This is a genomic window from Vibrio sp. WZ-1 (assembly GCF_052037695.1).
In the GTDB taxonomy this organism is placed as follows: domain Bacteria; phylum Pseudomonadota; class Gammaproteobacteria; order Enterobacterales; family Vibrionaceae; genus Vibrio.
This window is the reverse complement of record NZ_JBQEQR010000085.1, coordinates 403,237-428,311: the sequence shown is the minus strand read 5'-3', so window position 1 is coordinate 428,311 and position 25,075 is coordinate 403,237. Positions and strand designations below refer to the sequence as shown.

Sequence of the window (25,075 nt, the reverse complement as noted above, 5' to 3'; positions counted from 1 at the left end):
CGACTCAAAACTAATTTAGGTGGGGAGAAAATCAATGTTCACTGAAGAAGGCACCTGTGACTGGTGTAAAAAACCTAGCTTTGTAATTCGTCATGATTACCTTGATGGTAAGTATCATCGCTCATGCAAATCTTGCTTCGACATCGCGAAAATCGACGTTCGCCTGTTTAACCAAGGCGAAATGCAGATGCGTGAACGCATGGCACACCAAGCAAGCTAATCAGAACAAATCAATGGAACTGATTTTCAAAGGCGCCTTTTTAGAGGCGCTTTTTTGTTCTCTAAAACATGATACCAACCGGATCAAACAACGACGCACTCTAGTTTGCGACAACACAGTATCGAATCACTTCCTGAGATCGTACCTTTGAGTGGGTAAACTCATCTCAGAGCATTCTCTCCTTTCTCCAAAACACTGTATAGATGGACTAAAAGTACTGTGTATACAGTACTAATGACCTGTACATAGAAAAAAGAATACTACTTACCTCACATTTATCACCCTTCATAAAAACAAGTAATTCCACAATTATTTCAATATATTTCAGCAACTTAAAAGCATGCAGATACGTAATCATCGGAAAATCTTACGTTCAACTTTTAGAAATCGGTTGATCAGTCACCAAAAACAAACTACTGTATAGACATACAGCATGTATAAAGGAACAGTAAGATGCAGTTACAAAGTCAATCTCATACATACTCTCGCTACAACGTATTGGCACAAGCAACACAACCTATGGATGTGTCTGACCAACTTCTTTCTAAGTTGGCTGTATTGTCTCAACAGCAACAGTGGATTCTGTTTACTGCTGAGTGCCCTCGCCCTGATTTTGAGCAACTTGCTGCTTCTAACATTCGCTGTCAAAACATCATTCAGATGAAGCCCTCTCAACAGCTTTCTGAAGTGGAAATTGTTATTAAGGCTATTCAATCTGGTAATGCTAGCGCTGTCGTCGCATCGAACAAGATTGCATTAATGAATCAATCAATGCTGCGCGATATTGCCCAACGTTATCAGTGTGAAGTCTTTTTCGTCGAAGGCAGAGTGAACAAGTACCACTAATAAGATCGACGTTATCCATCCTGCATCTCGCCTCCTTTCAAGGAGGCTTTTTTTGTACTTCAATAAATTAAGGCAAACGTTTGCTTTTTCTCTGGCGAGTTAAAATAGTTCTGGTATGATGCCCTCATTCGATTTATTCAGCGCACATTGTTCGCTGGATATCTTCTCTTTATGACGTTTGATTAAGATGATAGGAATGTCGCAATGAGCCTTGCTAATCAAGTACTTGCCGTCAATGACGACCTGCCAATTCGCACCCACAAGCCTGTACACAGCGGAAAAGTTCGCTCTGTTTACTGGTTAACTGAAGAAGACAGCGCACGACTGATCAAAGAAAAAGGATACGATGTCGCTCCTGATGCCCCACTGGCCATCATGGTGATCAGTGACCGTATCTCTGCATTCGATTGTATCTGGCACGGCGAAGGTGGACTAAAAGGCGTTCCGGGTAAAGGTGCAGCACTAAACGCGATTTCTAACCACTGGTTCAAATTGTTTAAAGACAACGGCCTTGCTGACAGCCATATTTTGGACATTCCTCACCCATTCGTTTGGATTGTGCAAAAAGCGAAGCCAGTGAAGATTGAAGCGATCTGCCGCAAATACATTACTGGCTCTATGTGGCGCGCTTATTCAAATGGCGAGCGCGAGTTCTGTGGAATTCAGCTTCCAGAAGGTCTTGAGAAAGATAAAGCACTACCAGAACTATTAATGACACCTTCAACCAAAGGTATTTTGAAAGGCATTCCTGGCGTTCCTGAAGCCGATGATGTGAACATCACGCGCCAAAACATCGTGGATAACTATGAAGCTTTCAACTTCTCAAGTGCAGAAGACATTGCACAATACGAGAAGCTATTGAAAGAAGGCTTTAACGTGATCAGCGATGCGCTTGAAGCCGTTGACCAAACGTTCGTAGATACTAAGTTTGAGTTTGGTTACGTACACGACGCAGCAGGTAACGAAAAACTGATCTACATGGATGAAGTAGGTACACCAGACTCTTCACGCATTTGGGATACGAAAGAATACCAAGCGGGCAATATCGTAGAAAACTCTAAAGAAGGTTTCCGTCAATTCCTACTAAACCACTTCCCTGACCCCGATATTCTGCTTAACAAAGAACGAATGCCAGAACGTGAAGCGCTCGCTCGTGATAACGACCTGCCAGTGGAGTCTTTGATGGACATCTCACGCACTTATATCGGTATCGCAGAAAAAATTACTGGTCAGCCAATCACGTTAAGCGACAACCCCAAAGCGGAGATCATCGAGATCTTAAGCAAAGAGTACGGTTTGATCGACTAACTTTATCTCTAAAATGAATGGTTAAAATGAACCAAATAAAAAGTCCGCAAAATGCGGACTTTTTTGTTCAAACTAAAATCAACGTTAACTGTCTAGTTAATATCTAACGTTACACCATCGGTAGTAGAAGCCGATTTAGTCGTAACTCGATACTCTTTATCTATAATAGTCGAAACCATGTACCACGTTGATTCTGCTTTTTCCGGAGTGAAGGTTACGCGCATAAAACCACGCTGTTTAATATCTGTCCATTGAAGCTCTTTCGATAAGTGAGGAAGCGTAAACTCCATTTGAGCAATCGCAACCGGATCCAACCCTAAATAAGCTTCTAAACCGGGAGAACTGACAGAGCTTGTTGCAAACTCCACACCGATGGGATTCCCCGACATATCCGCCAGCTCGCTTGTCCATGCGTTATGGGTATCCCCTGCTAGACAAACGAAATTGCCAGAAACGGATTGTGCTAACTGGTACAGCCTTTCTCGTTCAACATAGTAACCATCCCACGCATCAAGGTTGTACGGTAACGTTACTGGGTCTGAACTAGGATCAGCAAGATACGCTGTCATTGCAGAGTTAACGGCCAATAACGCAGCCGATTTCTGCTCGTCTGTGGCAGTGAACAGTTGAAACATCGCTAGCATGACACTGCTTGGAATTTCCATCTTCGACATTAGTACTTGCTGACCTAGCACGTTCCACTTTGAGTTGTTAGTTGTGAACTGTTCAACTAACCACCCCAACTGATCCATCCCAAGAAGCTCTCTATCGCTTGCTCTCGACTGAGCCACAAGCTGAGCAATACCCTCCATAGATGGGGGGGACATGGAAAAGTAGTCTAAAGGCTTATCACGACCTACTAGGCGAGTATCAAGCATCATAAGATTAACAAGGTCACCAAACGCAAACTGCCTATATATCAGCATGTTTGATATTGGGTTTTCTCGTACTGGTAGCCACTCTACCCAAGCTGCTGCAGCAGCCGCTCGACGATCATAAAAACTCCCATCTGAATCTTGATGGTTTTCAGCGCCTTCCTTCCAAGCATCATTGGCAAGTTCGTGATCATCCCAAACGGCAATCATTGGTAAAGTCGCATGCAGTTCCTGCAAATCGGAATCTTGTCGATATTGAGCATAACGAGCTCGATAGTCTTCTAATGTGAGACATTCCGTTCCTTTACTTGGTTCTCTGCCAAGAGTAGTAGCATTCTCAGTCGCGTATTCACCTGAACCATATTCATAGATATAGTCCCCCAAATGTAAAACCACATCGATAGATTTGCTTTTATGTTGGTTGATAATTTCACGATAAACATTGAAATAACCCGCGGGATAATTCGCACACGACACGACTGCCATCGATATTTCATCAATAGCGCCCTCCGGCAGAGTGTGCGTCTCTCCAATAACACTTGAAGAATCTCCAACCAAGAAGCGATAGAAGTATTTGGTGTTGGCGTTGAGGTTCATCACATCAACTTTTACGGTAAAGTCTCGACTCGTATCAGTTGAAAACACGCCTTGCTGAACAACATCGGAAAAATTCATATCAGACGCAACTTGCCACTCTACGTCGACGTTTGCTGCCTCGGTAGAGACTCGCGTCCAAATAATGACTTGGCTTTGTGTTGGGTCCCCGCTCGCAACCCCATGCTCAAAAGCTGCACTTGTTACTGACGTATCTTCATCGCTACTACATCCAGCTAGACCCGTTGCAACTGCCGTCGAAGACATGGCTTTGATAAAATCTCTACGTGACAAAGACATATTAACTTCCCTTGTTATGTTTTGTTCCTTTAGCTAAGAGCGATTGTTCGGCCTAATGCGAATAAGTTCTCAACCACAAATAGCGTTTAAACATTGTTTGTGAAACACAAACTTAGAAGCACGTTATGACAATTGCATGTCAGAAGGTTACAAAAATGTTAATTTAAGTGTAAATACTCTATATTCATCACACTTATTATCAATTCTGCATTAATAACAAATAGGAAAATTTTGTTTTCGGAGACAAAAAAAGCGACTGGTGGATCAGTCGCTTCTATTAGATGTTTGAAAGTGAGGAAAAAGAAAGGCTAAAGTTTTACAGTCAAAACATCCGGTTCACTACTCTCTATTTTGAGTTTACTTCTTTGCTCAATGTATTCAATTTGCTGAGTTTCCAAAGCATAAGGCATAACTACTCGTAGTTCATGTATACCTTCACCTTGCGCTAACCTTACCAAAGTAACCAGATTGGATTCATCACTCTGACGCGAAGACATCGATTTTAATGCTGCTTCCCAAAGGCGATCTTCAGGCTCCGTCAATTCCACGATGTTCTGTTTCCACATCATGCCAAAAATGGGAGCGATGGTGGTAAACGCCTCTAGAAAGGTCCACTTTTTACTGCCAGATGCGCCTAGAAAGCTTGTGTAGTCGAATTCAATGCTTCTCTTTCCTTGTTGCTCCATCATAGGCCTCGACACGCTTTTTATTAGATATACCAAATATCGTTCAACTGTTTTGATATAGCAATAGGATATAAGACAATGGTCTTTTATGCCCTAATTTACATTCAAAAGGAAATATAAGAACCAGATTTGTAACAAACAATGTACAGCTTAGCCATATATAAGCATTCAATTGATTAATATTTTAGCCAGTAAAGAAAAAGCGACACCATTAACAAAATGGATGAAAAATATTTATAAATTCATAAGTTTAATGCCAAGCCCAAGTCGAGTCTGAGAATGGTTGTAATCAATCAAGGTTTCACCGTATCCATGATAACCCTGCACATAGATACCTAAAATATCGTTAATCGAGTGCGTATAACCCAGTTCAACTCCACCTTTATCCGACGAGAAATTGTAAAAACCTCGGGCATCAATCACGCCAGGTCCAGTATAGAGTTTGCTCCAAAGCTTATAGGGAGCATAAAAGTCCTCCATGTCATCATGTTCAGACTTAAATACCCACCAGCCTTGAATACCATACTCAACCGGCCCCGACACTCTTTCCAAAGATAGGTAGAGGCGGTCCCAACTGCGAGATAAAGCCGTCGACTGACCATTTGATTCATGCAAATAACCCGTCTCTAAATGATTGAAGAGCAACATATTCGACTGGTGGGCCAAAAATAACTGAGGCTTGTAATTGGTTTCTCTAAAAGGTGAAGAAATATCGTTGTTTGCCAATTGCCACAAAGATTTTTGTGTGTAGGAAGCTAACACAGCAGTACCGGAGTTAAAGCGATATACCGGCACTGATGCAGAGATTTGAAACTTAACTTCAAATTGCTGAAGTTGGTCGACGTCTTCTGCTTTTCCTCTCAGAACGTCTTTATTAATATCTGTCGTGTATGTACCCAAAACATAGTTATCTTCATATGTTGCAATATTAGTGAGGCTTTTACCCTGCACAAACATTGGACATAAAAGAAGTGGAAGTATCTTAAATTTCATTACTCTCCTATTCTCGCCACCCACAGAGCGGCAATGGTGTTCCTCTTAAGCTCCTTTACGTGAGCCACAATTAAAAAGAACGGTATTTAAAGCAAATACCGTTCCAGTTCAAAAATCTCGCTGTCTGCTGGCGATTACTTCACATCGATCACACGGCTGGCTTTCTTATATTGCACCTTCCATCCCGCCCATCTTGGTAGTTCCCAGCGTTTCGGGTCGCCCTTTCGATTGCCATCAGTGTAAATAACATGAACCAACTTACGAGACACAAAGTACTCCACGTCGAGCTTTAATTCAGCCAACAGCAATTTAAGCGGAAACTGCTCTACAAAGTCCTGATATTCCCAATCGGGGATGCCTTCGAATGGGATGTCGTCCGCTTCAAACAGTTCAATGTCTTCCATGCTTTCCACGCCAAGCGTTTCTAACTGTTCCACGAGCCAAGTTGAAAAAGACAAATCATCAAGCGTGGCTTTATCGACAGGCTCTTGATTTAACCCAAGCGCGTTATAAATCTTCCAATGTTGTATCTGTTGTTTTCTTAACGGGGCAAAACCCGGCAGTATTGCTTCGTCTTCAATCATCTCCACGATGGACTGAACCGCAACACCACCTTGAAGCACTTGGTATTCAGTGCAAATGGTTCGTCCTGCATAGATCAAGTGCATGGTCGCGCGCGGAGCTTCTTCCTCATAGTTGGTTTCGCCTTGCTGCCACTCACCAAGCTCTAACGCACGCAGCAGATTCAGAGAAACAGGTACCATCACGGTTGCAAGGTTGAGCGTCTGCTTTACACCTCTTCCGGGAACGCTGTGGCTGTCTAAAATCAGTGCTGCTTCACTTTTGTCAGGAAAACGGCTGTTGCGACCGACCATCATTTCCATCAAACCATTACCCAATGCATCACGACGACGTTCTCGGCGCACAAACACCAACTCAGGATGTAACGTGGCAATGGCTTTGGTTAGTTCATCACGCTTGTATCGCGACGCCACTTCAAGTTCTGGCAATTCAAATACTTCTCGCATCTGCTTCGCTAAACCTTGCGCTTCTTCAAGCACACTCGCATCAACATTAACGCCGGGAAGTTGCTCCCCTCGCACCAAGCGAATCATCATAGAAGCATCGCAACCAAATGGTTCTTCTTGTGCTAATGCGTCAACAGACTCCCCACCTTGAAGTTGATACAACTGAGCCGGTACCGATAGGGCTGCAGCCAAGTCAATCATCGCTTCTTTTTCTGATTTGGTCTGAATACGAGTCACTAAATCCGCAAATAAGGCATCAATTGGTAGGGGATAAACTTTTTTGCCGTGCTCAGTGATATCGCCTTGCTCGTCTATCGCTTCCATCTTTTGCAGGGTTTGGAGTGCTGAGTTGAGTGACTTTTCCGGCACAGAATCAAGGAATGAAAGTTCGGAAAGTCTATAACCACAACAAGCTGCTGCGAGCATTGGCTCGACAAGTTCTTCACGATGCAATTCAGGCGGCGTGACTAATTCTAATGGCGCATGCTCACCAAACAAACGAATGCACGCCCCTTCAGCAACACGACCTGCACGCCCCATTCGCTGCGCTGCGCTGGCTTTAGAAATGTTGGTTAACGTCAGTGCTGTACGTCCATTTCGTTGTACGGTTCTGCGCTCCAAACCACTGTCGATCACCACACGAATATTTGGAATAGTCAGAGAGGTTTCCGCGACGTTAGTAGCCAGTACGACTTTGCGTTGCTTTTGCACTGTCAGTGCACGGTGGCGCTCTTCATCACTGACAGAAGCATGTAACTTTACCACCAGCACATCATCGAGATTTTGCAGCATCTGTGAACATTGAGTGATCTCTTTACGACCCGGTAAGAAAACAAGAAGATCACCCTCTTCGTCTTCTAGCGCTTCTTTCACTGTTCGAACGACATCGTTCTCACAACCTTTTTTGTTCGGCAAATAACGACTATCCTCCGAGCGATGGGTCACGGTGACAGGAAAACATCGTCCTTCAGAACGTAAGCGCTTTGCATCCAGATAATTCGCCAGCTTTTCGCCCTCTAAGGTTGCAGACGTGACAATCAAACGGTGCTGTTTTTCTTGCTTTAAAATCGCCGTAAGGAGATCAATGTCCCAGCGGCGTTCATGAAATTCATCCACCATCACGATATCGAAGCTAGCCAGTTTATTTTCCGCGAACCAGCGCAGTGCAACTCCGGGTGTCACGAACACAACATTGGTGTTTTCATCGTAGTGAGCATGAAGCTTAATCGCGTAACCAATCTGCTTACCTAACGGTTGACCGGATTGCTCAGCTAGAAACTCAGCTAAAGATGTACAAGCAATTCGACGTGGCTCAATCACCAATACTCGACCGTGATTGGCAGCCCAAAGCGGCAAGCGTGTGGATTTACCTGAACCTGTTTCGGCTTCTACCACCAAGTGATGTTGATTCACCAGTCGGTCAAATTCAGCTTGTAAGCTATCGATAGGTAATTGAGACATAATAGATTAGAACGTGATATTAGATAGCGAGGGAGTATACCAGAGTCAGAAATCCCTGCTCTAAGATTCACTATGCTCGATTCAGTGACGATATTTTCGTCTAGAAGCAGATTTTTTTGCGACATTACGTTGATGTACATCAACGAATGTTTACAACTAAATGGCGAACCCGTTAGAATTTTACACGCATCCTTCAACCCTACATTTAAGGCACCTAATGAACAACGACAAGCGCCCACTCTATATCCCATATGCGGGTCCGGCTCTTTTAGCGACCCCTCTTTTGAACAAGGGCAGTGCGTTCTCTGCAGAAGAACGTAGTTCATTTAACTTGGAAGGTCTTCTACCAGAAACAACAGAAACCATCCAAGAGCAGGTAGAGCGTGCATACCAACAATACAAAAACTTTGAAAGTGATATGGATAAGCACATTTATCTGCGCAACATCCAAGACACCAATGAGACACTATTCTACCGCCTAGTTCAAAACCACATTTCTGAGATGATGCCTATCATCTATACACCAACCGTCGGTGCAGCATGTGAAAACTTTTCCAATATTTACCGTCGTGGTCGTGGCCTATTTATTTCGTACCCGAACCGTGACCGTATCGATGATCTACTCAACAATGCTGCAAATCACAACGTTAAAGTTATCGTAGTAACCGATGGTGAGCGTATCTTGGGCTTGGGTGACCAAGGTATCGGCGGTATGGGTATTCCAATTGGTAAACTTGCTCTTTACACCGCATGTGGTGGTATCAGCCCTGCTTATACACTGCCAATCGTACTGGATGTGGGCACGAACAACCCGCAGCGCCTTGCAGATCCAATGTACATGGGCTGGCGTCATCCTCGTATCACTGGTCCTGATTACGATGCATTTGTAGAAGAGTTTATCCAAGCTGTACAACGCCGCTGGCCAGATGCTCTGATCCAGTTTGAAGACTTTGCACAGAAAAACGCAATGCCACTTCTTGAGCGTTACAAAGATCGAATCTGTTGTTTCAACGATGATATTCAGGGTACCGCTGCGGTAACCGTAGGCTCTCTTCTAGCGGCATGTAAAGCAGCAGGTACGAAGCTGTCTGATCAACGTATCACTTTCTTGGGTGCTGGCTCAGCAGGTTGCGGTATTGCAGAAGCGATCATCGCACAAATGGTTTCAGAAGGGATTTCTGATAAAAAAGCGCGTTCACAAGTTTACATGGTAGACCGCTGGGGCCTATTGCAAGAAGGCATGCCTAACCTTCTTGACTTCCAACAGCGCCTTGTTCAGAAGTTTGATAACACTAAAAAGTGGGAAAATGAAGGAAATGGTTTCTCGCTTCTTGATGTAATGCATAACGCTAAGCCAACCGTTCTTGTCGGCGTATCGGGTGCTCCAGGCTTATTCAGTGAGGAAGTGATCAAAGAGATGCACAAACATTGTGCGCGCCCTATCGTATTCCCACTATCGAACCCAACAAGCCGTGTCGAAGCGACACCAAACGACATCATTCGTTGGACAAACGGTGAAGCATTGGTTGCCACAGGTAGCCCATTTGAGCCAGTGGTTCATGAAGGTCATTCTTACCCTATCGCACAATGTAACAACAGCTATATTTTCCCAGGTATAGGCCTTGGTGTTCTGGCAGTAAACGCAAGACGTGTCACTGACGAAATGCTAATGGAGTCTAGCCGTGCGTTGGCGACATGCTCGCCATTGGCAATCAACGGCAACGGCGCTCTTCTACCTCCTTTGGAAGAAATCCATCTAGTATCTAAAAAGATTGCCTTCGCGGTCGCTAAAAAAGCGATTGAGCAAGGTGTCGCCTTAGAAATCACCGATGAAGCACTGAATGATGCGATTGAGCAAGCATTCTGGCAGCCTGTGTACCGTCGCTATAAGCGTACAGCCTTCTAGTTTTTGAGACAAAACGGATAATAAATAGCCCCCGCAGTGCGGGGGCTTTTGTTTTTTATGCTTTTTTTTACCATTCTAACCAGATTTTGGCATAAATAGACTTCTCTAGTTTCCGGACTATCGGATATGATGAGAAGCATCTTAATACTCAAGGATAATTCTGGTTTGTTTCTCTCTCAGATAAAGTCAAAGTGCAAGTTTATGCTTTCATGGAAGCGAATAGCTTTGGTTTTGTCGATCATTATAGTTAGCTTCATCACGGTGATTTTTGCCATCGACCGCTGGGTTGCTACACAATCTGAAGATCGTATTTTTACTTCTTATGAGCAAGTACCTTCACATGAAGTTGCTGTTGTGCTCGGCACGAGTAAGTATATTGGAAAAGTACTGAACACTTACTACATCCATCGAATCAATGCGGCTATCGATCTTTACAATCAAGGAAAAGTTCAGCAGTTTCTATTAAGCGGCGACAACGCTCATCGCTCTTATAACGAACCTTGGACTATGAAACGAGATTTACTAAAGGCTGGTGTACCTGAAGAGTCGATTCATCTCGACTATGCTGGCTTTCGCACACTAGACTCTATTGTTCGAGCTAAAAAGATCTTTGCTTCTGAACGTTTTCTCATCGTAACCCAAAGGTTTCATTGTGAACGCGCACTCTTTATCGCTAATGCCTACAATATTGATGCACAGTGCCTAGCGGTGGCAGGACCTGATACTCAAAAACAGAAGAGCTCCATGCGTATGAGAGAGTTACTCGCAAGAGTAAAAGCATTTCTCGACCTGTACGTGATGAACACCCAACCAAAATTTCTTGGTCCACAGGAGCCTATTGTTCCTCACGATGAGCAACCAGAGTTAGAAAGCACGCCCAATTTGGGAGATGAGCCCCCAAAATCTGACACCCCATCTCCTTTGTAGAATATCTTATGGGTAGATTACTACCCATTTCTAAATCCTTACCTCACATTTCCGTTACAGCTGCACCAAACTCTCCAACTTTATCGCCTTAACCAAAGTAACATTTAATCAATAAATAAAAACAAGTCAGTTACTTTGCCATAAATAATAATTAATAAGGCGCTGAACAAGGAGCTCAAATATGACCGCACTCGCCGTGACATTGAAGAACTGGTTCTTCACCCGAAACAGTATGATTTTAACCGCTAATATCGTATTGTTTTTAGTCTTACTTACCACCCTTCCCTTCGAACCAAAAGTAGTAACTGGTTTGAGTATCCTAGTATTTGTCGCGGTACTTTGGTTAACCGAAGCCATCCATGTCAGCATTACCGCGTTACTTGTCCCTTTACTAGCGGTGTTCCTTGGTGTGTTCAATACCCAAACAGCGCTTAACAACTTTTCCAACTCAATCATCTTTTTGTTTCTAGGAGGGTTTGCTCTAGCAGCCGCTCTACATAAACAAAAGCTCGACCAAGCCATTGCCGATAAAGTATTGCTTATTGCTCGCGGCAAAATGTCCGTCGCTGTATTTATGCTATTTGGTGTAAGCGCAGGGCTCTCAATGTGGATCTCTAACACCGCAACTACAGCAATGATGTTACCGTTGGTCCTAGGTGTGATGAGCAAATTGGATGCTAAAAAGAATCACAGCACCTACCTATTTGTACTCCTTGGCATTGCATACAGTGCTTCAATTGGTGGTATAGCAACTTTGGTAGGTAGTCCACCGAATGCCATTGCGGCTGCGGAAGTTGGCCTGAGCTTTACGGAATGGATGGAGTTAGGTTTACCTATCTCATTAATTCTGATGCCAATAGCAATTTTGATTCTTTACACCATGACCAAACCAGATTTGAGCCATCAATTTGAGCTTACTCATAAGCCAGTCGAATGGACCAACGGAAAAAAGATCACTTTAGCTATCTTTTTGCTCACCGTGACTTTCTGGATATTTAGCAAACCAATCAACGCCATGTTAGGTGGCTTTGCGAAGTTTGATACGCTTGTTGCTATAGGTGCTATCTTACTGCTTGGCGCATCTCGCGCAGTAGAATGGAAAGACATCGAAAAAACTACCGATTGGGGTGTATTAATTCTGTTCGGTGGTGGTATCTGTTTGAGTAATGTACTTAAAGCAACAGGTACTAGTGTATTCCTAGCCAATGGTCTGGCCGGATTCCTAGAGCAAGCAGGCATTCTTATTACTATTCTTTCTGTGGTTGCTTTTGTCGTGTTCTTAACTGAGTTTGCAAGCAACACGGCAAGTGCTGCACTACTCGTACCCGTTTTCGCTACCATTGCCGAGGCGCTTGGTCTATCGCCAGTGATCCTCTCAGCCCTAATCGCTGTCGCGGCTTCATGTGCCTTCATGCTTCCAGTGGCAACGCCACCAAATGCCATTGTTTTTGGTACAGGTCACATCAAGCAGCAAGAGATGATGCGAATCGGTATGGTGCTTAACATCGCCTGTATCGCAGCGCTTACCCTATTCGCTTGGTTATTCTGGTAAAAAGCAAAAAGAGCCGCGTTATACGCGACTCTTTTTAGTAAAAATCTAGCACTACACTGCTGTTCTCGGTAATCAATTTGAATACCTAACTACTACCCCCTAGTCATGTTCAGCAGTTTCCCTTTTGGTGGTCGAATGACCACCTTTTTTATATCTAGTGTTTACTTCACTACTTTCAATGGAACTAACCCGAAGTTAACCTCAACTCGGTTACGGCCCTTATGTTTCGCTTGATACAGCGCCTCATCAGCCCTTGCCATTGCTTCGGTCATCCGCTCCTTTTGCATCTCTGCAACGCCGATACTACAAGTTAACTTTTCACCGTGTATCCAAAGGTGATTTTCTACATTCTTTCGAAGTTTTTCTGCAATTTCTTGTGCCTGATGAACAGAACAATCTGGGCAAAAGACCACAAATTCTTCACCTCCCCAGCGAACAAGACGATATTCCTCTGGGATTGAACTGGCGATGACCATCACAAACTCTCGTAAAACATCATCACCCATTTGGTGTCCGTACTTATCGTTAACGGCTTTAAAATGATCTAAGTCCAGATACAAGATAGAAAATGACTCAGTTCCCCACCTCACTTGACGTGCTTTTTGTTCCATCCAATTGCGCACTGCGTGCCTGTTCATGGCACCCGTCAAGGCATCCCGATGAGCCAATTCTGCGAACTCATAGTTTTGCGCACGTAGTGTGCTGTTTGTTTTTTCTAAATGGCGATGTCTCTTTTGTGACTTATCAAAAGCTTGCTTACTTTTTCTCAACTCATTTAAAGAGAATGCCAGCCCCAATGCCATCCATGAAAATAGCAGTGTGAACAACAGCGTTTCCTGGGCTAGATATGCACCTTCAAATTCGATCTTTTCAATAGTAATTTTGTGATGGCCTAAGCCAGCCCCCGCGCCGGTAGCTAGATCAATTCGCGTAATATTTGAAAATTCAGGACCAGAATGTTCAACAGGAACTTTATTATCTGCAAGCCACCAAGTCATCACTTGAAGATTTTTAATCGGGATTTCAATTGTCTGATCTACACCAGATGACTGAAATTGCATTCCGTTATATTTTATCGTGTATTCATCCGATGGCTTTGAGTAGATTTCATTGAAATTTCTTAGGTACACCCTAAGGTTTTTCGCCCCCTTCCCTGACTCAGCATAGTTAAGCTTGATGCGTATCGTGTGGTAATTTGAGAGGTCAATACCTTTCGTTGCTTCCTTCACGTCTGTGTATATTGATATTCCGCAGTAAGGCCAAGCATAGCTGCTTTCCTTTAAGTCACAGTTTAGCTGTAAATCACCTTGCCCCCACTCAATACTTGACTGACTAGCACCGCCCTCTACAGAGTCATTAGTAGCATAGAACTTATATTTTTCTGGTGTTACAACCAGCTTGCGGGTGTCTCCTAGCACACTGTAGAGAGCAACCAAACTGATGGTGCATATAGACAACGCAAAAATGAGTTTATGTATCCACTTCATATTTAGCCACGAGATAATTAATGATTTTACAGCCCACTGTACTGAAAGTTTTTTAGAACTTCAAATAAAGTTCTTTATCAAGCCTAAAAAAACCAAACAAAGCCAACGTCTCAGCACTGATACACTTAAGATCCTAGCTTGTGATGTTAATTCCATAAAACATTAGGACTTATTTAAAAACTAGTTTGCGAAACAGTTCACAACATGTGCTACAAGCAGTGAGCAAGCCATTCTGGTATACTGTGCAAAAACACAATAATGAGTAATGTCATGTCAATAATTGCTACGGGCACGCTAAACAAAATGCGTGCTACTCTTGATGGTGCGGTAAGCTACCGTCTTCCTGTAGGTGATGAAGAAGTGGATCTAAGCCCATTTCTTGGTCAAACACTTAGCCTGACTCATACTGGCAATATTTACTGCTGCTCTTGCGGTAAGAAAACTAAGAAAAGCTATTCGCAGGGTCACTGCTTTGTCTGTATGAAGAAATTAGCGAGTTGCGACATGTGCATCATGAAGCCAGAGACCTGCCATTACGAACAAGGCACCTGCCGTGAACCACAGTGGGGTGAAGAGAACTGCATGGTAGACCACTTCGTTTACCTATCAAATACATCAAGTTTAAAAGTGGGCATCACGCGCCATACGCAAATTCCAACCCGTTGGATCGATCAAGGGGCGACACAAGGTCTGCCTATCTTCAAAGTGAAAACTCGTCATATCTCTGGCTTGATTGAAGTCGAGCTAGCAAAACACATTGCCGATAAAACAAACTGGCGAACGCTACTTAAGGGCGATGGTGATCCAATTGAGCTACAAGATCGCTTTGCAGAGTTATTGCCGTTGGTGGAAGGCAAAATCGCCGAGATCAAACAACAATACGGTGATGATGCAATTGAGGTATTGAGTGAGAATATCACTGCCCTGAGCTATCCAGTTCAGCAGCATCCAACCAAAATCACCTCACACAACTTCGATAAAAACCCAGTAGTAACGGGGACATTGCAAGGCATTAAAGGCCAATACCTGATCTTTGATACTGGCGTGATCAATGTGCGTAAGTTTACCTCTTATGAAGTTGAAGTGAGCGCATAAGCCCTTCTTCACTCTATAAAAACGAAAAAGCTCGAGCCAAATGCTCGAGCTTTTAGTTTGTGCCGTCATCGATTCTTACGCGTCAAGGATACTTTCTAACACATCAAACAACATATCGATCTCTGCTGTTGTGTTGTAGTGCATACAACCGATTCGCACCACGCCCCCAGATTCTTCGAGGCCAAGTTGACGAACCAAACCAAGCGCATAGAAGTGGCCGTTCCAAACGCAGATATTGTGCTCACCTAATGTCTTAGCAATGAACTCTGGAGAGTATTTGTCAAACGTCAAAGCAAACGTTGGCGTTCTCAGTTGGCTACTTTCGTTATTTATACCAAACAGGTTCACCCCATCAAGCGCTCCTAGACGCTGTAAGAAATGTTCACTCAGTTGCTGCTCATGCTGATTATACAAAGCATAACTTTGCTCTAAACGCTGACGAAGTGATGCACCTTCATCACCAAATTGCGCTAGGTATTCGATAGCAGCAGTCACGCCAGCTAAACCTTCGAAGCTCTGCGTGCCCGTTTCAAAACGTCCTGGGCCAATATTGGTTGCCGGCTCTACTTTATAGGGCTTGATGGTGTGTAACCATTGGTCGGCGATGTAAGCTATGCCCACATGGGGCCCAAAGAACTTATAAGCAGAACAAGCAAGGAAATCACAACCTAGCGCTTGTACATCAACCAAATGATGTGGCGCATAATGAACAGCATCCACATAGACCTGAGCACCAATGTTGTGTGCCATTTCAACCACACGGTGCATATCGACAATCGAGCCGGTGGTATTCGATGCGTAAGTCACCGCGACTAAACGCGTTTTCTCATTCAACAAGCAGTGAAGATGCTCAAGATCCAGCGTGCAATCTTCTTCATTAATTCTGACTTGGTGAACCACAACGCCTTTGTCTTGAGCCGCTTGCTGCCAGCTCGACACGTTAGAGTAATGGTCTAGCGCAGAAACGATGATCTCATCGCCTTCTTTCCAATCGCGACTGATTGCGCGGCTTAACTGGAAAGTCAGTGACGTCATGTTGGCACCAAATACAATATTTCCGGATGACGGTGCGTTCAACAGAGCTTGTGCAGACTCACGAGCGGATTGCATAACGTCAACCGTCGCTTGGCTTGAGAAATAGTGTCCGCCAAGATTGGAATTAAAACGGCCAAGGTAATCCACCATGCTGTCCAATACCGATTGCGGCACCTGTGAACCACCAGGACCGTCAAAAAATGTCACAGGGCGGTCGTTGTGGTATTGCGCCAATGCCGGAAACTGCTCTCGAATTTGATTAAGATTGAAGTTCATTTCGTTTGTCCGTCGCTGTCAGCACAAATACATCCATGTGACCTTCTTGATCATTAATCACAGAGCGAATTGGCACCGCATTGTGCCACAACTTGCTGTCTGCCAGCATTGCGACTTCCCCATTCTCCAGCACTTTACGGAAGAAAGGCGCTTGATTGTGACTGCTGTATAGCATGATGTCCCCGCCCATGATGTTATGGCGCCCCACGCCGACAAGCGCGATATGATCAAAACCATCTTGGTGTACACCTTCCGGTGCGACTTGAGTTTCATCGTAGATTGCAGTGATTCGAATTTGGTGGATTTCGATTTCCTGGCCGTTTGGTAAGTGGTTTGCGTTAACAAACAGCTCACACATTTCTCGGAAACCTTCACTGGAAAGAATTCCTTTTTCAATCGGCTCAAACTGACGAATGACATCACCTTGGAAACGGTTGATATCAGAAGATTGTACAAAGCTGTTTTTGTTTAAATCGACTACCTGACCATTTTCGAACCCCACCACCGAGTAACGGCGAAGGCGATATTGGCCGTCAGCGTGTTCAGTACGAGGTAAGCCTTCGAAGGAAGGTGAAAGCTGCTCAATCGCTGCCATGCTGAGCTGAGTTAAATGTAGGGTGTTCTCACGTGAATGTAACATCATTGGCTCCTTTAATGAGGCACATCTGGTTTATTTGATTAACATTTAATTTACATTCTAGGATACGCAAATATTCTGTAATTGCCAGAATTTGACGTTGATAGCTTCAACAAAAACAAAAAAACGACATACATATCTATGATGTGGCCATATGCTAGTTTAAACATTCAAATTAGATAACAGACAGCATTTGAAACTAGAACTCTCCACTATGAACAGCATTTTATGCTAGCGGAAAGCAGTTCTCCGTAAACATCAGCAAGTTCTAACCTATAACCAATAATTCGATCAGCTCAATCCGTTTATGCTTTTAAAGCACTACGATTTTCCATACAATCGGATGAAATGTTCAGCCCTCTATGGAGCCATAATGAGCGACGTAAAACACTGTAAATTATTAATTCTTGGTTCTGGCCCAGCTGGTTACACTGCCGCGGTATACGCAGCGCGTGCAAACTTAAACCCTGTGCTAGTAACGGGAATGCAGCAAGGTGGTCAGCTAACGACCACAACTGAAGTAGAAAACTGGCCTGGTGACGCAGAAGGCCTCACTGGCCCAGGTTTGATGGAGCGCATGAAAGAGCACGCAGAACGATTCGAAACAGAAATCGTGTTCGATCACATCAACGAAGTGGAATTGTCTCAGCGTCCATTCCGTCTAAAAGGTGACTCTGGTGAGTACACTTGTGACGCATTAATCATCTCTACAGGCGCATCAGCAAAATACCTAGGTCTTGAATCTGAAGAAGCATTCAAAGGTCGTGGTGTATCGGCATGTGCAACCTGTGATGGTTTCTTCTACCGTAACCAAAAAGTAGCAGTTGCAGGTGGCGGTAATACTGCTGTCGAAGAAGCGCTTTACCTATCAAACATTGCATCAGAAGTTCACTTGATCCACCGCCGTGATACCTTCCGCGCGGAAAAAATCCTTGTGAAACGTCTGATGGACAAAGTAGAAAACGGCAATATCATTCTTCACACCGATCGTACCCTGGATGAAGTTCTTGGCGACGATATGGGCGTAACTGGCGTTCGTATTAAAGATGTAAACAGCGGTGCGACCGAGAATTTGGAAGTAATGGGTGCATTCATCGCAATCGGTCACCAACCAAATACGCAAATCTTTGAAGGTCAGGTAGACATGAAAGACGGCTACATCATCGTTAAGTCAGGTCTAGAAGGCAACGCGACGGAAACCAGTATCCAAGGTGTGTTTGCTGCAGGTGACGTAATGGATCATAACTACCGTCAAGCAATTACCTCTGCAGGTACAGGCTGTATGGCAGCATTGGATGCAGAACGTTTCTTGGACGCACTTACTGACAAATAACTTTTCACATTTGTGTCATATCCTTAAAGCCCAGCGGTATTCCCGCTGGGTTTTCTTTTGTATACTACCGCCTCATTAAAACAATTATCATTAAGCCTTCACAATGGATAAGAAAAAGCAAAGCAGCTTGAATAAGTGGCTTAAGCAACAAAGTAAGTTGGCCAAGCGCTGGCTGATGGTTGCGATAGGCCTAGGCGTACTATCAAGCGTGTTTTTATTGGCTCAAGCAGCCCTGCTCGCCTCCATTCTTCACCAATTAATCATCGAGCATGTCGACAAGAGTGAACTTGTTTGGCACTTCGTCGGATTGGGTGTCACCGTTGTCGGTCGCGCGGCCTGTACTTGGGGGCGCGAAATTGCCGGTTACCGTTGCGGCGAACAAATCCGCGTTTATATTCGTCAACTGATTCTCGATAAAGTCCACCAACTGGGTCCTGCTTATATCAAAGGCAAGCCAGCAGGTAGCTGGGCAACGTTGATTTTGGAACAAGTAGAAGACATGCAAGATTTCTTCTCTCGCTACCTTCCACAAATGTCGTTGTCTGTATTGGTACCTTTCATCATCCTAGTGGTGGTTTTCCCAATCAACTGGGCGGCAGGCCTCATTTTCCTTGTGACGGCACCTCTTGTTCCTATGTTTATGGCATTGGTCGGCATGAAAGCCGCGGATGCAAACCGCAAGAACTTCAAAGCTCTGCAACGTTTATCCGGTCACTTCTATGACCGTTTGCAAGCGATGACTACTATTCGTTTGTTCGACCGCACCAAGTCAGAAACCGAGACGTTAAAAGGGGCATCTGAAGTTTTCCGTACACGTACGATGGATGTCTTGAAGATTGCCTTTCTATCCTCTGCGGTACTTGAGTTCTTCACTTCGATTTCAATTGCAATTACGGCGGTTTACTTCGGTTTCAGCTACATCGGTGAACTTAACTTTGGTTACTACGGTGCTGGTGTAACCCTCTTCGCAGGTTTGTTTATTCTGATCCTTGCGCCTGAGTTCTACCAACCACTTCGCGACCTTGGCACTTTTTACCATGCGAAGCAACAAGCGGTCGGTGCAGCAGAAAGTATCGTTGAATTCCTAGAGCTAGACGTTGACCAAGTAAAAGATGGTCACAAAGCTGTTGAACAAAACGCCGCAATTTATATCGAGGCAAACGATCTTGTTATCTTCAGCCCTGAAGGTAAGCAACTCGTCGGTCCCCTATCCTTCTCTCTGGATGCCAACCAAAGCACCGCATTAGTTGGTCCTAGTGGTGCAGGTAAAACTAGCTTAGTAAACACCATCCTTGGTTTTATGCCATACAAGGGCAGTTTGAAAATTAATGGCTGTGAGTTGTCTGAGTTGGACCTAGCAACATGGCGTGAAGCCATCAGTTGGATTGGTCAAAACCCAATGCTTCTACACGGCAGTATTCGTGACAATGTCACCTTGGGTAAGCAAGATATTCAAGACCAACAAGTCCATTCGGTACTCAACGACTCCCACGCAGCTGAGTTTGTTGAAATGCACGGCCTGGATTACCAAATCTCTGATCGTTCTGGCGGTTTATCTGTTGGTCAGGCACAACGCCTTGCGCTTGCTCGTGCCATGCTACAAAACGGTCGTTTTTGGTTACTTGATGAGCCAACCGCAAGTCTGGATGCACGAAGCGAAAAACTGGTTATGGAAGGCATCGGTAAATACACCGAGTCCACCACTAACTTAATGATCACTCACCAATTGGCACCACTGCAAAATGTCTCTCAGATTTTGGTGATGCAACAAGGACAAATTGTCCAACGTGGTGATTACGCGACGTTGGCATCGCAAGATGGTTTATTTAAAGAAATGTTGGCTGCCAACCTAGCTCAACATGAATCAGACAAGGGGAACTTAGATGCGTGATTTACTCCCTTATCTAAAACTGTATAAAAAACATTGGTTTGGTTTGTCACTGGGCATGCTACTGGCATTCCTGACGTTAGCTGCCTCTATCGGCCTATTAACACTGTCCGGCTGGTTTATTTCCGCAGCTGCAGTTGCAGGACTGACAATTGCTCGTGAAACCTTTAACTACATGCTGCCTGGCGCAGGCGTTCGTGGCGCTGCGATGGCACGTACAGCGGGCCGTTGGGGTGAGCGTGTTGTTAGCCACAATGCAACATTTAAGCTACTGACCGATCTACGTATCTTCTTCTTCAAGAAGCTTGCGCCGCTGATCCCTGGTCGCGTTTCAACCATGCGTGATGCGGATCTACTGAACCGCCTAGTGGCAGACGTAGATGCAATGGACCATGTGTACTTGCGTCTTATCAGCCCTGTGATTGTTGGCGTGTTTGGTATCTTATCGCTAACCGCAGTGCTGGCTTTCTTTGACTGGCATCTTGCCCTTCTGCTTGGCGGCATCCTAACGGTAATGCTGCTTGTTTGGCCGGTACTGTTCTATAAACTGGGTAAGCACAACGGTGAACACCTAACTCAGAACAAAGCACAGTTACGAGTTGCAACACTGGACTGGCTACAGGGTTACAGCGAGTTAAGTCTATTTGGCGCAGAAGAGCGCTACCGCAACGTGATTCTAGAAAAGCAAAAGCAGCTACTATCCAACCAATTCGTCAACGCTAACCTAACAGGCATGGCTTCTGGTCTACTGATGCTAGCGAATGGTTTAACGCTCGTTGCTATGCTTTGGTTTGCCGCAGACGGCGTTGGTGGCCGTGCACCAGATCCTTGGATTGCGCTGTTTGCATTTGCAACTATGGCGAGTTTTGAAATACTGATGCCAATAGCAGGCGCGTTCCAATATCTAGGTCAAACACTGACTTCGGCACGCCGCTTAAATGAAATCACCTTGGCTCAGCCAGATGTTGTCTTCCCAGAAGCATCAAAACGTGAAGATGATAAACCGCTAGATATCGAGTTCAACAAGGTTGATTTCACCTACCCTGATGGTCAGCAAAAAGTACTGAAAAATCTAACGCTATCACTGCCATTGGGCTCAAAGACTGCGATTGTCGGTCAAACCGGTTCAGGTAAATCAACGCTTATTCAATTGCTTTGTCGCTACTGGGATGTAAACCAAGGTCAAGTGAACATTGGTGGTGCTTCTCTGCAAAATTGGAGCGAATCTGATCTGCGCGCTGCAATCACAGTAGTTAGCCAACGTGTAGATGTGCTTAATGGCACACTGCGTGACAACCTATTGCTTGCGGCTCCAGAGGCTACGGACGAGCAACTGGCTGATATTTTGACCAAAGTGGACTTGGCTAATCTCCTAGAAGAGCCAGGATTGAACGCTTGGTTAGGTGATGGCGGACGTCAGCTATCCGGTGGTGAGAAGCGTCGAATCGGTATTGCTCGCGCTCTATTACGCGATGCCCCAATCCTGCTTCTTGATGAACCAACTGAAGGCCTGGACAAACGCACTGAGCAAACGGTAATGGAACTGTTCAAAGAGCACTTTGCGAACAAAACCGTGGTATTTATTACCCATCGTTTGATTGAGCTAGAAAGCATGGACAACATCTGTCTGATGGAACAAGGCGAGATCATTGAACAAGGTAACCACCAAGCGCTACTTGCCGAGAAAGGTCGTTACCACCAGTTATTACAATCTCTATAGTTCTGGAATTAACATAAACAAAGGGCTCATCCATTGATGAGCCCTTTTATTTGTGCTCTCACGGTTCCCAGCGCAGAGCAAAGAATACATTAGCGTCCTGACTTCGCCAGGTACGCCGACATTTCAGCCTCTGGCACCATACCGCCGCCTGTCGCCCACACTAGGTGCGTCGCGTTTTTCAATCTGTCTTCAGTAAACGCCATTCGTACTTGGTACTCCTGGTCATTTGAAACATGCACCGCACCAACCATACCAGCTAACGCAGAAGGCTCTAAGCGAATACTTTCTAGATCACACAACTCACCCAAGTGATGGTACATACGCTCGTCCGTCATGGTGTAGTAACCGTCAAGAAGTCTTTCCATTGCTCGTCCCACAAAGCCAGACGCACGCCCTACTGCTAAGCCATCAGCAGCGGTAATGTTGTCGATACCAAGATCTTGCACCGCAATGTCATCATGCAAGCCAGTGTGCACACCAAGCAGCATACACGGAGAGTGTGTCGGCTCCGCGAAGATACAATGAACGTGGTCACCAAACGCCATCTTCAAGCCAAACGCCACACCACCAGGGCCACCGCCCACCCCACATGGTAGGTAAACAAACAAAGGATGCTCCGCGTCAACGATGATGCCCATATCATCAAACTGCTTTTTCAAGCGTTCGCCTGCAACGGAGTAACCTAAGAACAAGGTTTGAGAGTTTTCATCATCAATAAAGAAGCAAGTTGGATCTTTTTCCGCTTCTTTTCGTCCCTGCTCAACAGCAACACCGTAGTCTTGCTCGTACTCCACCACGTTTACACCGTGAGAACGCAGCTTGTTTTTCTTCCACCCTCTTGCATCCGCTGACATATGAACCGATACAGAGAAGCCGAGTTTTGCACTCATGATGCCGATAGACATGCCCAGATTCCCTGTCGAACCTACGGCAATGCTGTATTGCTGAAAGAACTGACGAAACTCTTCACTGAACAATTTGCTGTAGTCATCACTTTCACTCAGAAGCCCAGCTTCAATCGCCAACTTCTCTGCGTGTGTTAGCACTTCATAGATGCCACCACGCGCTTTTATTGAACCTGAAATAGGTAAATGGCTGTCTTGTTTAAGCATCAAACGTCCAAGAATTTGAGTGTCGTATTGCGCTTCCAAGCACGACTTCATCTTGTTGATTTCAACAACGCTCGATTCAATGATTCCGTTAGAAGCCGCCGTTTCAGGGAAGGCTTTCATTAAGTATGGAGCAAAGCGTTTTAGTCGTTCACTCGCGTCTTTTATGTGAGCAGCACCTAAGCCAACGTACGGCAGCCCTTCTTCAAGTGTGGTGATATTTGGGTTGAACCAAACCACCTCTTCTAACCCAATGAGTCGCTCAACCAAAGGGAATTCTGCTACTAGTGTGTTTACATTATGCGTAGTCATTATTGTTTACCTTTATTAGATCATGTACGACAGAAGGAATGTGCCAGCTAATGCAACAAAAGAGGCAATGAATGTCGCTGTCGTGTAGTACTTGAAGATTTCTGTCATCGTGGCTCCGCAATATTGCTTCACCAACCAAAAGAGCGAATCGGTTACTATCGTACAACCAATTGCGCCAGAGCCTATAGCCAGAGTAATGATTTCTGGACTTACGTTTGGATATAGAGGGAGTAATGGAGCAACGATTGCCGTCGCGCCCATCATGGCAACGGTGGCAGAACCGACTGCTGCATGAAGAATAATTGCAACAAGCCATGCAAGCAGGATCGGATGCATATCAAGATTAGAAAGTAGCTGTGCCAGCACATCCGCCAAGCCACTGCCCTTTAATACGCCGTTGAATGCACCACCAGCACCAATAATCAGTAAGATGTTGGCAATCGAAGAAAAGGCACCTTCCGTTTTCTCAAGCAGTACACCCATACCCATGTTCTGTTTAATCCCGAGCATGTAGTAAGCCACGAAAGCCGCAATGAACATCGCTGTAATTGGGTTACCTATGAACTCCAGCGTGGTGTATAACGCACTGCCGTGTTCCATGTTCAGTTCAGCAGCAGTTTTCAGCAGCATCAGGACAATCGGCAGCATTACAGTGAAGAGTGTTGCACCTAAAGAAGGTAGCTGGGCTTCATCTCTAACTTCTAACGAGCTAAATTCATCAGGTACTGACTTAAACGGTAAACGAGAGCCCATAGCTTTTAAGAACAAAGGGCCGCCGACTAAAGACGCAACTAGACCAATAAGCAAACCATAAAATATCACTGAACCAATATCAGCACCGAGTTCGTTAGTCACAAATAGTGCAGCTGGGTGTGGAGGAACGATACAGTGAACCGCCATCAAGGCAGTACAAAGTGGAATAGCAAGATTTAAAAGTGAAGTATTGGTCTTCTTCGCAATAGAGAAAGCAAGAGGAATAAGGAGTACCACACCCACTTCTACAAATAAGGTGATCCCACAAACAAGGCCAATCAACACCATGATGACTTCAGGTGAAAGCCAGCGAATTTTTTGAAGAGTAATCCCTATTCGCTCTGCAGCCCCTGACACTTCCATCATTTTGCCCAGGATAGTGCCCAAACCAATGACAACGGCAAGAAAACCTAACGTACCACCGATGCCACTTTCAATTGCACTGACCATCTCTAATGGCTGCATGCCCATCATGCCGCCAACATAAAAACTGGCGAGTAACAGAGCTAAAAAAGGGTGGAGCTTAAACTTAACGATAGCAAAAACGATCATCAAGATGCTCGATATGAGGGTTGCGATAACCCATAGATTGGATTCCATGTTCAGACCTATGTTTTTGTTTTAATTGCGGTCAATTAAACGAGGAATCAGCAGCGCTGACAAACGATCAAAACTCACCTTTAGATGAGCTAATTTGAAACAAAAACGTGATTAAGGCGACATTTAGCAACTTC

Annotated in this window: 19 protein-coding genes; 10 read left to right on the top strand and 9 right to left on the bottom strand. The window is 44.7% G+C overall.

Translation table 11 applies throughout. The features are described 5' to 3' along the window. The first annotated feature begins 34 nt into the window (after positions 1 to 34). The 3 genes from ACTS60_RS22640 to ACTS60_RS22630 all read left to right on the top strand — a co-directional run bounded on the left by ACTS60_RS22640 (position 35) and on the right by ACTS60_RS22630 (position 2,374). Positions 35 to 220, top strand: a complete 186-nt coding sequence (locus ACTS60_RS22640; protein ID WP_440890078.1) for a hypothetical protein — start codon at positions 35 to 37, stop codon at positions 218 to 220. Positions 221 to 673: 453 nt separating this feature from the next. Beyond that, positions 674 to 1,066, top strand: coding sequence for a SulA-like leucine-rich domain-containing protein (locus tag ACTS60_RS22635; protein WP_010448625.1), 393 nt, complete (start codon positions 674 to 676; stop codon positions 1,064 to 1,066). A gap of 204 nt (positions 1,067 to 1,270) precedes the next feature. Beyond that, a complete protein-coding gene (locus ACTS60_RS22630; RefSeq protein WP_440890077.1) occupies positions 1,271 to 2,374 on the top strand; it encodes a phosphoribosylaminoimidazolesuccinocarboxamide synthase in 1,104 nt (367 codons plus the stop codon). A 92-nt stretch (positions 2,375 to 2,466) separates the two neighbouring features. Here ACTS60_RS22630 and ACTS60_RS22625 read toward each other — a convergent pair whose 3' ends face one another. From ACTS60_RS22625 to ACTS60_RS22610, 4 genes are all read right to left on the bottom strand, one after another. Further along, a complete protein-coding gene (locus tag ACTS60_RS22625; RefSeq protein WP_440890076.1) occupies positions 2,467 to 4,143 on the bottom strand; it encodes an alkaline phosphatase D family protein in 1,677 nt (558 codons plus the stop codon). 308 nt (positions 4,144 to 4,451) lie between these two features. Then, a complete protein-coding gene (locus ACTS60_RS22620; RefSeq protein WP_440890157.1) occupies positions 4,452 to 4,829 on the bottom strand; it encodes a transporter in 378 nt (125 codons plus the stop codon). Positions 4,830 to 5,063: 234 nt separating this feature from the next. Next, the gene (locus ACTS60_RS22615; RefSeq protein WP_440890075.1) at positions 5,064 to 5,822 is read right to left on the bottom strand and encodes a phospholipase A; all 759 of its coding nucleotides are present in this window, start codon (positions 5,820 to 5,822) and stop codon (positions 5,064 to 5,066) included. A 134-nt stretch (positions 5,823 to 5,956) separates the two neighbouring features. Beyond that, entirely contained in the window at positions 5,957 to 8,311 is a 2,355-nt protein-coding gene (locus tag ACTS60_RS22610; protein WP_440890074.1) for a helicase-related protein, read from the bottom strand. Positions 8,312 to 8,528: 217 nt separating this feature from the next. Here ACTS60_RS22610 and ACTS60_RS22605 point away from each other — a divergent pair, with 217 nt between their 5' ends. The 3 genes from ACTS60_RS22605 to ACTS60_RS22595 all read left to right on the top strand — a co-directional run bounded on the left by ACTS60_RS22605 (position 8,529) and on the right by ACTS60_RS22595 (position 12,696). After that, entirely contained in the window at positions 8,529 to 10,217 is a 1,689-nt protein-coding gene (locus tag ACTS60_RS22605) for an NAD-dependent malic enzyme (RefSeq protein WP_440890073.1), read from the top strand. A 201-nt stretch (positions 10,218 to 10,418) separates the two neighbouring features. After that, positions 10,419 to 11,144, top strand: coding sequence for a SanA/YdcF family protein (locus tag ACTS60_RS22600; RefSeq protein ID WP_440890072.1), 726 nt, complete (start codon positions 10,419 to 10,421; stop codon positions 11,142 to 11,144). Between the two features lie 181 nt (positions 11,145 to 11,325). Beyond that, on the top strand, positions 11,326 to 12,696 hold the full coding sequence (locus tag ACTS60_RS22595) for an SLC13 family permease (RefSeq protein WP_440890071.1): 1,371 nt from the start codon (positions 11,326 to 11,328) through the stop codon (positions 12,694 to 12,696). Positions 12,697 to 12,857: 161 nt separating this feature from the next. On the opposite strand, the gene ACTS60_RS22590 is transcribed toward ACTS60_RS22595, so the two are convergent. Next, positions 12,858 to 14,183: a diguanylate cyclase gene (locus ACTS60_RS22590; RefSeq protein ID WP_440890070.1), complete on the bottom strand. Its 1,326-nt coding sequence runs from the start codon at positions 14,181 to 14,183 to the stop codon at positions 12,858 to 12,860. A 270-nt stretch (positions 14,184 to 14,453) separates the two neighbouring features. Here ACTS60_RS22590 and ACTS60_RS22585 point away from each other — a divergent pair, with 270 nt between their 5' ends. Beyond that, positions 14,454 to 15,278: a DUF2797 domain-containing protein gene (locus ACTS60_RS22585; protein ID WP_440890069.1), complete on the top strand. Its 825-nt coding sequence runs from the start codon at positions 14,454 to 14,456 to the stop codon at positions 15,276 to 15,278. Positions 15,279 to 15,353: 75 nt separating this feature from the next. Here ACTS60_RS22585 and ACTS60_RS22580 read toward each other — a convergent pair whose 3' ends face one another. Both ACTS60_RS22580 and ACTS60_RS22575 read right to left on the bottom strand, forming a co-directional pair. After that, the gene (locus tag ACTS60_RS22580; protein ID WP_440890068.1) at positions 15,354 to 16,589 is read right to left on the bottom strand and encodes a cysteine desulfurase-like protein; all 1,236 of its coding nucleotides are present in this window, start codon (positions 16,587 to 16,589) and stop codon (positions 15,354 to 15,356) included. Beyond that, the gene (locus ACTS60_RS22575) at positions 16,573 to 17,232 is read right to left on the bottom strand and encodes a 2OG-Fe dioxygenase family protein (protein ID WP_010448603.1); all 660 of its coding nucleotides are present in this window, start codon (positions 17,230 to 17,232) and stop codon (positions 16,573 to 16,575) included. The genes ACTS60_RS22580 and ACTS60_RS22575 overlap by 17 nt, the downstream gene beginning before the upstream one ends. Positions 17,233 to 17,599: 367 nt before the next feature. Here ACTS60_RS22575 and trxB point away from each other — a divergent pair, with 367 nt between their 5' ends. The 3 genes from trxB to cydC all read left to right on the top strand — a co-directional run bounded on the left by trxB (position 17,600) and on the right by cydC (position 22,167). After that, positions 17,600 to 18,559, top strand: a complete 960-nt coding sequence (gene trxB, locus ACTS60_RS22570) for a thioredoxin-disulfide reductase (RefSeq protein WP_440890067.1) — start codon at positions 17,600 to 17,602, stop codon at positions 18,557 to 18,559. Positions 18,560 to 18,662: 103 nt separating this feature from the next. Then, complete coding sequence (cydD, locus tag ACTS60_RS22565) at positions 18,663 to 20,450, top strand: heme ABC transporter permease/ATP-binding protein CydD (RefSeq protein ID WP_440890066.1); 1,788 nt, start codon at positions 18,663 to 18,665, stop codon at positions 20,448 to 20,450. Beyond that, positions 20,443 to 22,167 carry a heme ABC transporter ATP-binding protein/permease CydC gene (gene cydC, locus ACTS60_RS22560; RefSeq protein ID WP_440890065.1) on the top strand — a complete coding sequence of 575 codons (1,725 nt, stop codon included), beginning with the start codon at positions 20,443 to 20,445 and terminating at the stop codon, positions 22,165 to 22,167. The genes cydD and cydC overlap by 8 nt, the downstream gene beginning before the upstream one ends. A gap of 89 nt (positions 22,168 to 22,256) precedes the next feature. Here cydC and ACTS60_RS22555 read toward each other — a convergent pair whose 3' ends face one another. Continuing rightward, positions 22,257 to 23,588, bottom strand: coding sequence for a D-serine ammonia-lyase (locus ACTS60_RS22555; protein ID WP_440890064.1), 1,332 nt, complete (start codon positions 23,586 to 23,588; stop codon positions 22,257 to 22,259). Between the two features lie 15 nt (positions 23,589 to 23,603). Continuing rightward, the gene (gene dsdX / locus ACTS60_RS22550; RefSeq protein WP_440890063.1) at positions 23,604 to 24,941 is read right to left on the bottom strand and encodes a D-serine transporter DsdX; all 1,338 of its coding nucleotides are present in this window, start codon (positions 24,939 to 24,941) and stop codon (positions 23,604 to 23,606) included. Positions 24,942 to 25,075: the final 134 nt, after the last annotated feature.